Origin of the sequence: Acidocella facilis ATCC 35904 (assembly GCF_000687875.1) — a bacterium.
Taxonomy (GTDB): Bacteria; Pseudomonadota; Alphaproteobacteria; order Acetobacterales; family Acetobacteraceae; genus Acidocella; species Acidocella facilis.
The window spans coordinates 135,394-147,849 of the sequence record NZ_JHYG01000002.1 but is presented as its reverse complement, the minus strand read 5'-3'; the positions used below and the strand labels follow the sequence as shown (position 1 = coordinate 147,849).

11 protein-coding genes are annotated in these 12,456 nt (G+C 63.2%); 1 reads left to right on the top strand and 10 read right to left on the bottom strand.

Annotation, left to right across the window (positions count from 1 at the left end; translation table 11 throughout):
• Positions 1–3: 3 nt before the first annotated feature.
• The 7 genes from T331_RS0103135 to glpD form a co-directional block, all read right to left on the bottom strand.
• Positions 4–1,731, bottom strand: coding sequence for a PQQ-dependent dehydrogenase, methanol/ethanol family (locus T331_RS0103135; RefSeq protein WP_026438996.1), 1,728 nt, complete (start codon positions 1,729–1,731; stop codon positions 4–6).
• Between the two features lie 144 nt (positions 1,732–1,875).
• Entirely contained in the window at positions 1,876–2,247 is a 372-nt protein-coding gene (locus T331_RS0103130) for a DUF779 domain-containing protein (RefSeq protein ID WP_008494851.1), read from the bottom strand.
• A gap of 12 nt (positions 2,248–2,259) precedes the next feature.
• Positions 2,260–3,792 (bottom strand): aldehyde dehydrogenase, encoded by a 1,533-nt coding sequence (gene adh, locus T331_RS0103125; protein WP_051622066.1) that lies wholly within the window; start codon positions 3,790–3,792, stop codon positions 2,260–2,262.
• Between the two features lie 184 nt (positions 3,793–3,976).
• On the bottom strand, positions 3,977–4,837 hold the full coding sequence (locus T331_RS0103120) for an alpha/beta hydrolase (RefSeq protein WP_211248667.1): 861 nt from the start codon (positions 4,835–4,837) through the stop codon (positions 3,977–3,979).
• 119 nt (positions 4,838–4,956) lie between these two features.
• On the bottom strand, positions 4,957–5,685 hold the full coding sequence (locus tag T331_RS0103115; protein ID WP_008494848.1) for an MIP/aquaporin family protein: 729 nt from the start codon (positions 5,683–5,685) through the stop codon (positions 4,957–4,959).
• Positions 5,686–5,760: 75 nt separating this feature from the next.
• A complete protein-coding gene (gene glpK, locus T331_RS0103110) occupies positions 5,761–7,260 on the bottom strand; it encodes a glycerol kinase GlpK (protein WP_008494847.1) in 1,500 nt (499 codons plus the stop codon).
• A 40-nt stretch (positions 7,261–7,300) separates the two neighbouring features.
• Positions 7,301–8,776, bottom strand: coding sequence for a glycerol-3-phosphate dehydrogenase (glpD, locus tag T331_RS0103105; RefSeq protein ID WP_026438993.1), 1,476 nt, complete (start codon positions 8,774–8,776; stop codon positions 7,301–7,303).
• 191 nt (positions 8,777–8,967) lie between these two features.
• Here glpD and T331_RS0103095 point away from each other — a divergent pair, with 191 nt between their 5' ends.
• Positions 8,968–9,765: a DeoR/GlpR family DNA-binding transcription regulator gene (locus T331_RS0103095; protein ID WP_008494844.1), complete on the top strand. Its 798-nt coding sequence runs from the start codon at positions 8,968–8,970 to the stop codon at positions 9,763–9,765.
• 188 nt (positions 9,766–9,953) lie between these two features.
• On the opposite strand, the gene urtE is transcribed toward T331_RS0103095, so the two are convergent.
• The 3 genes from urtE to urtC are packed head-to-tail and all read right to left on the bottom strand — an operon-like array spanning position 9,954 to position 12,455.
• Positions 9,954–10,667, bottom strand: a complete 714-nt coding sequence (gene urtE / locus T331_RS0103090) for an urea ABC transporter ATP-binding subunit UrtE (protein WP_035179007.1) — start codon at positions 10,665–10,667, stop codon at positions 9,954–9,956.
• Entirely contained in the window at positions 10,654–11,406 is a 753-nt protein-coding gene (urtD, locus tag T331_RS0103085) for an urea ABC transporter ATP-binding protein UrtD (protein ID WP_008494842.1), read from the bottom strand. The genes urtE and urtD overlap by 14 nt, the downstream gene beginning before the upstream one ends.
• Positions 11,403–12,455 (bottom strand): urea ABC transporter permease subunit UrtC, encoded by a 1,053-nt coding sequence (gene urtC / locus T331_RS17135; RefSeq protein WP_035179006.1) that lies wholly within the window; start codon positions 12,453–12,455, stop codon positions 11,403–11,405. The genes urtD and urtC overlap by 4 nt, the downstream gene beginning before the upstream one ends.
• Position 12,456 lies beyond the last annotated feature (1 nt).

The following is a 12,456-nucleotide window of genomic DNA, read 5'->3' as shown; positions in this document are numbered from 1 at the left end:
CCTTCAGGAGCCAATTTTATAGACATGCAGCTGACCAAAGCGCGGGGTGTTCTTCAGCGGCTCGGCGAGGGCGCCGCCCCAGAGCGGCCAGACGCCGCCATAGCTCGCCCACACCGCGACATATTCGGTGCCGTTGACGCTATAGGCGACAGGGTCGGCGAGGATGGCGGTGCCCATGGCCGGGCTGGTCCAGAGATCCTTGCCGGTCTTGGCATCGAAGGCGTGCAGCTTGCCATCGACGGTGCCGGAGAAGACAACGCCGCCAGCGGTGCTCAGCGCGCCCGCATCCCAGACCTGCTTGGTCTCGTGCTGCCACATCTGCTTGCCGGTGTTCAGGTTGATCGCCTGGAAGGAGCCGAGATTCGGGTCCTTCGGATCCGGCAGCATCTTGAAGGTCTCACCCAGGAAGGGCAGCCCGGCGGCGTAGGTCACCGGCACGCCGGTCATGCTCATGCAGGCATGCAGCGTGGTGATGTAGGCGGTGTGGTTCATCGGGTCCACCGCGATCGGCCACCAGTTCTTGCCGCCCAGGAAGGAGGGGCAGGTGGTGATGGTCTTGCCCAGGGCCGGGCGCAGCGCCTGGCTGGTCTGGGTCACACCATTCTTGATGCCGGTGACGGAGGTATCGTGCACGAAGGGTACGGCATAGATGAACTTGCCGGTGGTGCGGTCCAGCGCGTAGAGATAGCCGTTACGGTTCGGCTGGATCACCGCCTGGTACTGCTTGCCCTTATAGGTCAGGTCGGTCAGCACCGGGGTGTTGACGCCGTCATAATCCCAGGTGTCGTTCGGGGTGAACTGGTAGTACCATTTCAGCTTGCCGGTGTTCGGGTCCAGCGCCACCAGGGAGTCGGTGTAGAGATTATCGCCGGGGCGCATCGTCGCCAGCCACGGGCCCGGATTGCCAACGCCCCAGAACAGCGTGTCGGTCGCGGGATCGTAGGTGCCGGTCATCCAGGGCGAGCCGCCACCGGTCTTGTAGGCGCCGGCGGGCCAGGTCTTGCCGCCCGGCTCGTCCTCGGACGGGGTGGTGTAGAATTTCCACAGCTCGTTGCCGGTATTGACATCCAGCGCCACGATCCGCCCGCGCGCGCCATACTCGCCGCCGCCAGTGCCGATAATGACCTTGCCATTCACGATCAGCGGCGCCTCGGTGATGGAGTAGCCGGTGCCCGGCTCCTTCAGCGTGACATTCCACTTCACCGCGCCGGTAGCGGCATCCAGCGCCACCACGTGATTATCCAGCGTGCCGAAAATCACCATGTCGCCAGACAGCGCGACGCCACGGTTATTGGTGTCGCAGCACAGCGTCTTGAAGGCGGCGGTGGGCAGCTGGTAGTCATATTCCCAGAGCTTCTGGCCGGTCGTCGCGTTATAGGCGATGACATGGTCCTTGGCGGTGGTGACGAACATATAATCGCCATTGATCACCGGCGAGCCTTCGAACGCATCGGGAATATCGATCTTGTCGGAGGTCCAGGCCTCGGTCAGCTTGCCGGCGTTCTTGGTGTCGATCTGCTTGAGCTGAGAAAAATTCTGCCCGGTATAGTCATGATTGAACATCAGCCAGCCATCATTGCTGGCGGCGTTGGCCAGCATGTCGCTGGTCACCGGCTGGTAGGCGGCCTGGTCGGCGCGCGCCATCGGCGCGGCCAGCAGCCCTGCCGCCAGCGTGAAGCTGACCCCGGTCAGCAAACGCTGCGCCAGACGTGAATATTTCGAAACGCTCATCCTGTTTCCCCTCTATTCTTGAACCATTTTTGCCCCGGACCGGGCTTGATGTTGGTGCTGACTTCGTTACGGTTCAGGCAAGCGCCCTCCCCGCCGCGCCCGCCAGCTGCTGGCGCGGATCTTGTTTTTGCTTGTCGCTTGGCTTTAGACGGCCGCCTCGAGAGCGGCGAGCTCCGCATCCTCGAACACACGCGAGCGAGTAAGGAAGCGCAATCCCGTCCCATTCTCCAGCGAGAACATGCCACCCATGCCGGAGACAACGTCGATGATCAGCTGGGTGAATTTCCAATATTCAAACTGCGAGGCGCTCATGAAAAATTCCGCCCCGCCGATTTCACCCAGCTTCACATCGTCCGGCGCCACCAGATAATCGCCGACCGGATAGCACATCGGTGTCGAGCCATCGCAGCAGCCGCCGGATTGATGGAACATGACAGCGCCATGTTTCGCCTGCAGTTTCTGGATCAGCTCCACCGCCGCTTCGGTTGCCAGAACGCGTGCCGGGAGCTGATCCATATCGCTATTCCCTCAGAAGAAGCCCAGCGGCTTCGGGCTGTAGCTGACCAGCAGATTCTTGGTCTGCTGATAATGATCCAGCATCATCTTATGGGTTTCACGGCCGATGCCGGACTGCTTGTACCCACCGAACGCGGCATGCGCCGGATAGAGATGGTAGCAATTCGTCCAGACACGCCCGGCCTTGATGCCGCGGCCCATGCGATAGGCGCGGTTGCCATCGCGCGACCACACGCCGGCACCCAGGCCATAGAGCGTATCATTGGCGGCGTGCAGCACCTCTTCCTCGGTCTTGAAGGTGGTGACGGAGAGCACCGGCCCGAAGATTTCCTCCTGGAAGATGCGCATCTTGTTATGGCCGTGGAACACGGTCGGGTTGATGTAGAAGCCGTTGGAGAGGGCGCCGCCGAGATCGGCCTTGCCGCCGCCGATCAGCATCTTCGCCCCTTCCTGCTGGCCGATATCGATATAGGACATGATCTTCTGCATCTGCTCGGAGGAAGCCTGCGCGCCGATCATGGTGGAGGGATCCAGCGGGCTGCCCTGCTTGATCGCGGCGACGCGCTTGAGCGCGCGCTCCATGAATTTATCGAAAATGCTCTCCTGGATGAAGGCGCGCGACGGGCAGGTGCAGACCTCACCCTGGTTCAGCGCGAACAGCACCAGGCCTTCGATCGCCTTGTCGAGGAAATCGTCATCCTCGGCCATCACGTCGGAGAAGAAGATGTTGGGGGACTTGCCGCCCAGCTCCAGCGTCACCGGAATCAGGTTATGGCTGGCATATTGCATGATCAGCCGCCCCGTCGTCGTCTCGCCGGTGAAGGCGATCTTGGCGATGCGGTTGGAGGAGGCCAGCGGCTTGCCAGCTTCCAGCCCGAAGCCGTTGACGACATTGATGACGCCCGGCGGCAGCAGATCGCCAATGATTTCCATCAGCACCATGATCGAAATCGGGGTCTGCTCGGCCGGCTTCAACACCACGCAATTGCCAGCGGCCAAAGCCGGGGCCAGCTTCCACACCGCCATCAGCAGCGGGAAATTCCAGGGGATGATCTGCCCGACCACGCCCAGCGGCTCATGGAAATGATAGGCGATGGTGGTCTCATCCACCTCGGAGAGCGCGCCTTCCTGGGCGCGCACACAGGAGGCGAAATAGCGCATATGGTCGATCGCCAGCGGCACGTCAGCCGCGGTGGTCTCGCGGATCGGCTTGCCGTTATCGACGGTCTCGACATAAGCGAGCAGATCGAGATTTTCCTCCATCCGGTCGGCGATCTTCAGCAGCGCCAGAGCGCGCTCGGCGGGGGCGCGCTTGCCCCAGGCGTCAGCGGCGGCATGGGCGGCATCCAGCGCCAGATTGATGTCCGCCTCATTCGAGCGCGCGGCCTGGGTGAAGACCTGGCCGGTGATCGGCGAGACATTATCGAAATACTGGCCGGAGAGCGGCGCCGTGAACTTGCCGTTGATGAAATTGTCGTAGCGCGGCTTGAAGGAAAACCCGGAAAGGGCGCTTCCCGACAGAGGCGCGATGGCTGCGTCGAGCATTGTATGGTTCCTCGCTTTGTTGTGCGCGGTTAAGCCGCGTTTGGACGTATCCAGGTTCCAGCAAGGAGCATGCCAAGGCCGGAAACTGGCTGAGTTATTCAAACCACACGCGCGCCGTCCAGCAAAGCAAATTGAATTTAGCGTCCTGAAAGCTCACACTGTCCCATAACAGAACAGTGAACATTCAACGGGTCGAGGGCGCGACTTTGTTAATGAACGCGATGCAATCCCTCAGAACCGGCGCCAGGAAGGTCAGATATGGCGAGAGCGCGCCGACGAGTTTGCGATGGTCCAGCCCCGGATACAAAGCCAGCTCCACCGCATCGCCATGCGCGCGCAGCTTCGCCGCCAGCCTCTCGCTATTGCCGGGATCCACGGTGTGGTCCGCCAGCCCGGCGGCGAGGAATGCAGGCGGCGCGCCTGGGGTGACGAAATTGATCGGCTGGGTACGCGGCCATTGCGCCCGGGAGCCGAACATGCGCTGCAAGGCGGGGTCGGTGATCGGCAGGAAATCATACGGCCCGGCGAGGCCCAGCCAGCCGGCGAGGTCACGGTTCGGCACCAGCCCGTGCGGCGCCAGAAATTGCGCATCCAGGGCCAGCATGGCGGCGTTATAGGCCCCGGCGGAATGGCCCATCAGCACCAGCGGCGCGGACGGGGCGAGGCGGCGGGCAAAATCGATGGCGGCGGCGCAATCCTCCAGAAATTCCGGAAAGCGCACCTGCGGGTAAAGCCGGTAATCCGGAATCGCCACCATGCAGCCGCGGGCGGCCAGCGCTGCGCCGACGAAGCGGTACATCGCCTTGTCCCCCTCCTGCCAGCTGCCGCCATAAAAGAAAACCACCAGCGGCGCGCCCTGCGCCTGGCGGGGCAGATAGAGATCCATCCGGCCGCGCGGCCCGGGGCGGTAGGCAAGGTTGCGCTTTACCGTGAACGCGCCGGGGGCGAAGGCGTTCAGCACCGTCACCGGCGAATAAGCGGCAAAGCCCACGCCCCCCGCCAGCCCCAGCGCCGATCCGGCCAGCAGCAGCACGCGGCGCCTCACGCCCGCACGCGCCGGCTGGCTGACAAAAAAACGCCCGGCACGAGGGCCGGGCGTTGAAACGGGCGCCAGGACTGCATGGGCTTTATACGCCCGCGCCCTCGCGCTGGATCACATAAGGTTCAGATGCCGAAGGCCGACATCGCCATCCCCGCCAGCGCCGCGCCGATCAGCGGGCCGACCACCGGGATTGCCGCATAGCTCCAATCCGCATCCCCCTTGCCGGCGATGGGCAGCACCGCATGGGCAATGCGCGGCCCCAGGTCACGCGCCGGGTTGATGGCGTAGCCGGTGGTCCCGCCGAGCGACAGGCCGATGCCCCAGACCAGGCAGCCGACCAGATAGGGCCCCAGCCCGCCGGCAACGCCGTTAGGCGAGGCCGTCTTGGAGAAAATCGCGCCGACGACGAACACCAGCACAAAGGTGCCGATGATCTCGCTGATCATATTGGCGGCGATGTTGCGAATGGCCGGGCCGGTGCAGAAGCAGGCGAGCTTCAGCCCCTTATCCTCGGTCTCACGCCAATGCGGCAGGAAATGCAGCCAGACCAGCGATGCGCCGATGAACGCGCCGACGAAATCCCCGGCGATGGCCATGGGCAGCTTCGCCCACCCGCCATGATCCACCGCCAGCCCCACCGCGACGGCGGGGTTGAGGTAGGCGGCCGGGCTGCCGGTGGCGGCGGCGACGAACACGCCGCACATCACCGCGAATGCCCAACCGGCGGTAATCACGATCCAGCCGCCATTCTGGCCTTTGGATTTATTGAGAAGGACGCAGGCGACAACGCCGTTGCCCAGGAGAATGAGTGTGGCGGTGCCAAGCAGCTCGCCCCAAAAGACCGAACCCATCTTGATGTTCCCTGATTGATTATTGCTTCGAGAGATCCCCGGCAAAAGCACGCGGCCGGGGGCGCGTCGGTCTGCTCAGTCCACCCAGTCGAACGAGCGCTGAACCGCCTTCTTCCAGGATTTGTAGTAATGCGCGCGCTTATCGGCGGCCAAAGCCGGGGTCCATTGCTTGTCCACCTGCCAGTTGGCGCGCAGATCCTCGACATTGCTCCAATAGCCCGTCGCCAGCCCGGCCGCGTAGGCCGCGCCCAGCGCCGTCGTCTCCGTCACTTTCGGGCGGATCACCGGCACGTCGAGAATATCGGCCTGGAACTGCATCAAGAGCTCGTTGGCGACCATGCCGCCATCGGTCTTCAGGCTAGAGAGCTTGATGCCGCTATCGGTCTCCATCGCCTCGACCACGTCGCGGGTCTGGTAGGCGGTGGATTCCAGCGCGGCACGGGCCAGATGCGCGCGGGTGGCAAAGCGCGTCAGCCCGGCAATCACGCCGCGCGCGCTCTCTTTCCAGTAGGGCGCATAAAGTCCGGAGAAGGCCGGCACGATGTAAACATCGCCGTTATCCTCGACGGATTTCGCCAGCGGCTCGATCTGAGGGGCGACATCGAACAGCTTCATATTGTCGCGCAGCCACTGCACCAGCGCGCCGGTGATGGCGATGGCGCCTTCCAGCGCGTAGCGCGGCTTCTCGCCGTCAAACTGGTAGGCCAGAGTGGTCAGCAGCCCGGCCTTGGATTGCACCGGCTCGGTGCCGGTGTTCATCAGCATGAAGCAGCCAGTGCCGTAGGTGTTCTTGGCCTCGCCGGGCGAGAAGCAGGTCTGGCCGACGAGCGCCGCCTGCTGGTCGCCCAGAATGCCGGCGAGCTTGGCGCCGCGCAAAGTCGGCGTGGTGATCTCGCCATACACGGTCGAGGAGGGCAGGATTTTCGGCAGGCAGGCGCGCGGAATTTTGAATTCATTCAGCATGTCCTCGTCCCAGTCGCAGCTGGCGAGGTTCATCAGCTGGGTGCGGCTGGCATTGGTGACATCGGTGATATGCACCCCGCCCTTCGCGCCGCCGGTGAGGTTCCAGGCGAGCCAGCTATCGATGGTGCCGAACAGCGCCTCGCCGGCTTCCGCCTTGGCGCGCGCGCCCTCCACATTCTCCAGCAGCCAGCGCAGCTTCAGCCCGGAGAAATAGCTCGCCAGCGGCAGCCCGGTCTTGGCGCGGAACCTGTCCTGGCCACCGTTTTTCGCATATTCGGCGCAGAGTTGATCGACCCGCGTATCCTGCCAGACCAGCGCGTTATGAAGCGGCTTGCCGGTGGCCTTGTCCCAGATCAGCGTGGTTTCACGCTGGTTGGTGATGCCGACGGAGACGAGATCGCTGGCCGAGAGATCGGCCCGCGCCAGCGCCGCGCCGATCACCTCATTGGTGTTGTGCAGAATCTCCAGCGGGTCATGCTCGACCCAGCCGGGCTTGGGATAGATCTGCTTATGCTCCTTCTGCGCGACCGAGACGATATTGCCCGCCTTGTCGAACACGATGAAGCGCGAACTGGTTGTGCCCTGATCGATGGCGCCGACATATTTTGTCATGTGTTGCCGTTTCCTCGTTGTCATTTGAAATCGCAGTCCTTCAGCCGGCGCGTTGCATCCGGCTCAGATAGTCATCGATACGCGCTGCCGTGCCCTCTGGCACATGCAACCCCAAACGCGAGCGGCGCCAGAGAATATCCTCCGCCGTTCGCGCCCATTCCTGCGTGGCCAGGTAGGCGATCTCCGCCGCGCTGATGCCGCCGCCAAAATCCTCACCAATATCCGCCCCCGCGAAGCGCTCGGCGCGGCTGCCGTAATTGCGCACCAGCCGGTGCGCCAGGGCCGCCGGCAGCGCCGGGAAGCGCTGGCGGAACTGCGCCAGATAGGCGTCGAAATCCTCGAAATCGCCGCCTGGCAGCGGCGCCTTGCCGGTCCAGGAGGGGCCCACCTTGCGGCCCATCGCCGGCAGCAATTTCTCCAGCGCGTGCTCAGCCAGCTTGCGCGAGGTGGTGATCTTGCCGCCAAACACCGAGAGCAAAGGCGGGGTGCTGGCATCGTGCTGCAGATCCAGCACATAATCGCGTGTCACCGCGCTGGCATTCTCGGATTTATCGTCAAAGAGCGGGCGCACCCCGGCATAGGACCAGACCACATCCGCCGGCGTGATCGGCTTGCGGAAATAGCGGCTGACGCATTCGCAAAGATAGCTGGTTTCCTCAGCCGAAATCTCAACCTTGTTGGCATCCGCCTCGAACGGCACATCGGTGGTGCCGATCAGCGAGAACTCGTTTTCGTAGGGGACAACGAAGACGATGCGCCCGTCGGGGTTCTGCAGAATGAAGGCCTCGTCGCCCTCATAAAGCCGTTTGGTGACGATATGGCTGCCTTTGATCAGCCGCACGCTGGCGGCGGTGTTGCGGCCGAGCTTGCTGTTCAGCACCTCCGCCACCCAGGGGCCGGCGGCGTTGATCATGGCGCGGGCGGCAATCGGCCCGGCCTCGGTCTGTGCCTGCCACACCCCGTTCTCAACCCGTGCCGAGAGCAGCTTGCAGCGTGTGGTGATCACCGCCCCGCGCTCGGCCGCATCCATGGCGTTGAGCACCACCAGCCGGGAATCCTGCACCCAGCAATCCGCGTAGGTGAAACCGCGGCGATACTCACCCTTCAGCACCTGCCCGGCCTGGTGCTTCGCAAACGAAACCGCCTTGGAGGAGGGCAGCGTGCGGCGCTTGGCCAGATGGTCATACAGAAACAGCCCGGCGCGAATCATCCAGGCCGGGCGCAGATGCGCCTCATGCGGGAGCACGAATTCCAGCGGCCAGATGATATGCGGGGCGATGTTGAGCAGCCGCTCGCGCTCCATCAGCGCCTCGCGCACCAGGCGGAATTCGTAATATTCGAGGTAGCGCAAGCCACCATGGATCAGCTTGGTGCTGGCCGAGGAGGTGTGCTGGGCCAGATCATGCTGCTCCAGCAGCCGCACGGAGAGCCCGCGCCCGGCCGCGTCCCGCGCGATGGCGGCGCCATTCACGCCCCCGCCCACGATCAACAGATCCACGATACCAGCCTGGTCCAAAACAGTACCTTCCTTGGGTTTCCTTGGCCTGAGCCACCGGATATGCGTTTAAACCGAATTTTCGATGTTCGCAATCGAAAATTTAAATCGAAAATTAAGTTCGATTTCGCACATGCAGCATAAATCACGGTTCGCCCGCCAACATGCCGCCCGCCCGGTGGCGCTGGCGGAGGCCGGGAAACCGGCCTAATATGGGGCCAGCAAGGAGTGGTGCACTGTCCGAGAAACAAGGCAATGAAGACCGGCAAAGCGAGATCGTCGAGCTGGTGGCGAAGCGGGGATTCCAAACCATCGAGGCGCTGGCTCAGCATTTCGGGGTGACGGTGCAGACCATCCGCCGCGATGTGAACACGCTGGACGCGGAGGGCCGGCTGTCGCGCTATCGCGGCGGGGCGGGCTTGCCCTCTTCCATCGAGAATATGGAGTATGAGCGCCGGCAGGTGATCAATCTCGCGCGCAAGCAGAGCATCGCCAGCGCGGTGGCGCGGGATGTGCCGCAGGGCGCGTCCTTGTTCATCAATATCGGCACCACGACGGAGCAGGCGGCGCGGGCGCTGTTGGCGCATCGCAATCTGCGGGTGATCACCAACAACATCAACGTTGCGAAAATCCTCAGTGAAAATCAGGATTGTTCGATTGTGATGGCGGGCGGCAAGGTGCGCAACCGGGATGGGGCGATTACCGGCCAGCTTGCGGTGCAGATGTTCGAGCAGTTCCGCGCCGATATCGGGATTATCGGGGTCTCGGGCATCGACAAGGAGGGCGGCATGTTCGATTACGATCTGGATGAGGTGATGTGCACCCAGGCGATCATCCGCAATTCCAGGCGGGTATTTCTGCTTGCCGACCATTCCAAATTCGGCCGCCCGGCGATGGTGCGGATCGGGCATTTATCGCAGATTTCGGCGCTGTACACGGACGCGCCGCCGCCGGAAGCGATCACCACGATGCTGAAGGAAACCGGGGTGGCGCTGGAAATTTCTGGCTAAATTAATAAAAGTTTTTGGGGGTGTGGGGACTTTTTTCAAAAAGTCCCCAAGAATGTCTGGGGTGTTGGCACCGAAGTTGCACACGCCCCACCGTTTTTCGCCGCTTTTTTGAAAAAAGCGGCCCCTCCGGCGGCTTTCCACCGCTGCTGCGCAGCAGCGGAACCTTGGCCGCCTCCGCCAAAAAACTTTTATATATTCACCAGATGCGAAATCTCGCTCGCGGACTCCATCGCCGTGCTGCCCGAACGAATAATCCGCCCGCGCTGCATCACATGATACGCCTCGGCAAACGACCAGGCGAAATCAAGATATTGCTCGACAATCAAAATCGTCACCCCCAACTCGGTGCGAATCCGCCGCAAAGCCGCCTCAATCTGCTGCACCACATTCGGCTGAATCCCTTCCGTCGGCTCATCCAGCAGCAACAGACGCGGCTGCCCGGCGAGTGCGCGGCCAATCGCCAACTGTTGCTGCTCCCCGCCTGACAGCAGCCCCGCCTTACGGTTCTTAATCTGTGTCAGCTTCGGGAACAGATCGAAAATATGGCTGGCAATGCCTGACTCCTTCACCGCCTTGCGCCCCGCCAACGCCGCCAGCCCGACGGTGAGATTCTCCATCACGGTCAAATGCGGAAACACATGCCGCCCCTGCGGCACGAAGCCGATCCCCGCCCGCGCGCGCCCATGCGCCGGTGTCGCGGTCAGATCCTCCCCGCCAAACTTCAAATGCCCGCCTGTAAGCTTCTGCACCCCGGCAATGGCATTCAGCAGCGTGGTCTTGCCCACGCCATTGCGGCCGATGAGCGCCACCGCCGCCCCTTGCTCCACCTCCATATCGATGCTCCACAGTACCTGGCTCTGGCCATAAGCCGCGCAAGCGGCCTGCAATTCAAGCAACTTCATCTTTGGCCCTCCCCAGATACACCGCTTCCACCGCCGCATCCGCGCGGATTTCCGCGACACTGCCTTCCTTCAAAATCTGCCCCTGATGCAGCACCGTGGTAAAACCGTTCAGCGCCTCCACGAAGCTCATATCATGGTCGATCACCAGCACCGCATGCCGGCCGATCAGCGAGAGGATCAGCTCGGCGGTGCGCTGCGTATCCTGCGGGCCCATACCGGCGGTCGGCTCGTCCAGGAGCAGCAAATCCGCGTCCGTCGCCACCACCATGCCGATTTCCAGCCATTGCTTCTCGCCATGGGCGAGGCTGGCGGCGGGCACGTCGCGCCGGTCCTGCAACCCGATCGTCTCCAGAATCTCCTCGGCCCGTGCCATCTCCTGCGCCGGGGTGGCGGTGGTGAAGGCGCGCCACCAGGCGCGGTTCTTGCGGCCACTGACCAGCAGATTTTCCATCACCGAAAGGCTCGGCAGAATCCCCGGCGTCTGGAATTTCCGGCAGATGCCGCGCTTGACGATCTCCTGCTCCGGTAGCGCGGTAATCGCCTCGCCCTTGAACAGAATCCGCCCCGCCGTCGGCCGCACCCGGCCGATGATGGTGTCGCACAAAGTCGATTTTCCGGCGCCATTCGGGCCGATGAGGATGCGCAGCGCGTTCGCCTCCAGCGTCAGCGACACATCGGTGAGCGCCTTGAACCCGTCGAAATCGACGGTGACGTTTTCGAGGGCGAGCAGAGGGCTCATTCCACAACCTCCTGGCGGCGGCGCAATAGGCGGGGGGGTAGGCGCGGATTGCTGAACATCCCGGCAATGCCGCCGGGCAGGAAGCTCACCACCAGCACGAACAACGCGCCCAGCGCATAGAGCCAGAGCGAGGGCAGCGCCGAGCTGATCTCATCCTTGGCGAAATTCACCAGCAGCGTGCCGGCAATCGCCCCCCACAACACGCCGCGCCCGCCAACCGCCACCCACACCACCATCTCGATGGAGGGCACCACGCCCACCAAAGCCGGGGAGATCACCCCCGCATGCAGCGTGAACAGCGCCCCGCCAATGCCGGAGAGGCTGCCGGCGATGGTGAAGGCGACAACCTTGTAGGGCAGCGGGTTATGTCCCAGGAAGCGGATGCGGTTTTCGCCATCGCGGGTGGCGCGCAGCATGGTGCCAAAGCGCGTCGCCAGCAGCCAGCGCAAGGCGAAATAGGCAGCCACCACCAGCATGAAGGTGATCAGATAAATCACCCGCGCCGCGCCCTGGCTGGTGATGTCATAGCCGGCGAAGGTGGAGAAATTGGTCAGCCCGTTGAAGCCGCCGGTGAGCGCCTGCTGGCTGACCAGCAGCGTCGCGAAGGCCAAAGCCAGCGCCTGGGTAATCAGCGCGAAATACACCCCGCCAATGCGCCGGCGAAACACCAGCCAGCCGAAGAAGGCGGCAAACAAACCCGGCACCAGCACCACGTAAACCAGAGAGAGCCACGGGTTCACGAAAAAGCGCCACAAAGTCGGCAGCGCGGAAACCCCGCTCCAGGTCATGAAATCCGGCATGTCGCCATTGGCGATGTCCAGCCCTTCGAGCTTCAGATGCATCGCCAGCGCGTAGCCGCCCAGGCCGAAAAACACACCCTGGCCGAGCGAGAGAATTCCCCCCTCGCCCCAGGTCAGCATGATGCCGAGCGCCACCAGCGAAAACGCCAGAAACCGGCCGAGCAAGGAAAGCTCGTAGGCGGAGATGAGCCAGGGCGCGGCGGCGCCCAGAACCAGGACCAAAAGCGTGATGGGAAGTGCGGGTTTCATA

What these genes read in the sequence shown, in the direction of transcription:
- T331_RS0103135 (WP_026438996.1), bottom strand. Translation starts at nt 1,731, where the DNA reads ATGAGCGTTTCGAAATATTCACGTCTGGCGCAGCGTTTGCTGACCGGG.
- T331_RS0103130 (WP_008494851.1), bottom strand. Translation starts at nt 2,247, where the DNA reads ATGGATCAGCTCCCGGCACGCGTTCTGGCAACCGAAGCGGCGGTGGAG.
- adh (WP_051622066.1), bottom strand. Translation starts at nt 3,792, where the DNA reads ATGCTCGACGCAGCCATCGCGCCTCTGTCGGGAAGCGCCCTTTCCGGG.
- T331_RS0103115 (WP_008494848.1), bottom strand. Translation starts at nt 5,685, where the DNA reads ATGGGTTCGGTCTTTTGGGGCGAGCTGCTTGGCACCGCCACACTCATT.
- glpK (WP_008494847.1), bottom strand. Translation starts at nt 7,260, where the DNA reads ATGACAAAATATGTCGGCGCCATCGATCAGGGCACAACCAGTTCGCGC.
- T331_RS0103095 (WP_008494844.1), top strand. Translation starts at nt 8,968, where the DNA reads ATGGGGCCAGCAAGGAGTGGTGCACTGTCCGAGAAACAAGGCAATGAA.
- urtE (WP_035179007.1), bottom strand. Translation starts at nt 10,667, where the DNA reads ATGAAGTTGCTTGAATTGCAGGCCGCTTGCGCGGCTTATGGCCAGAGC.
- urtD (WP_008494842.1), bottom strand. Translation starts at nt 11,406, where the DNA reads ATGAGCCCTCTGCTCGCCCTCGAAAACGTCACCGTCGATTTCGACGGG.
- urtC (WP_035179006.1), bottom strand. Translation starts at nt 12,455, where the DNA reads ATGAAACCCGCACTTCCCATCACGCTTTTGGTCCTGGTTCTGGGCGCC.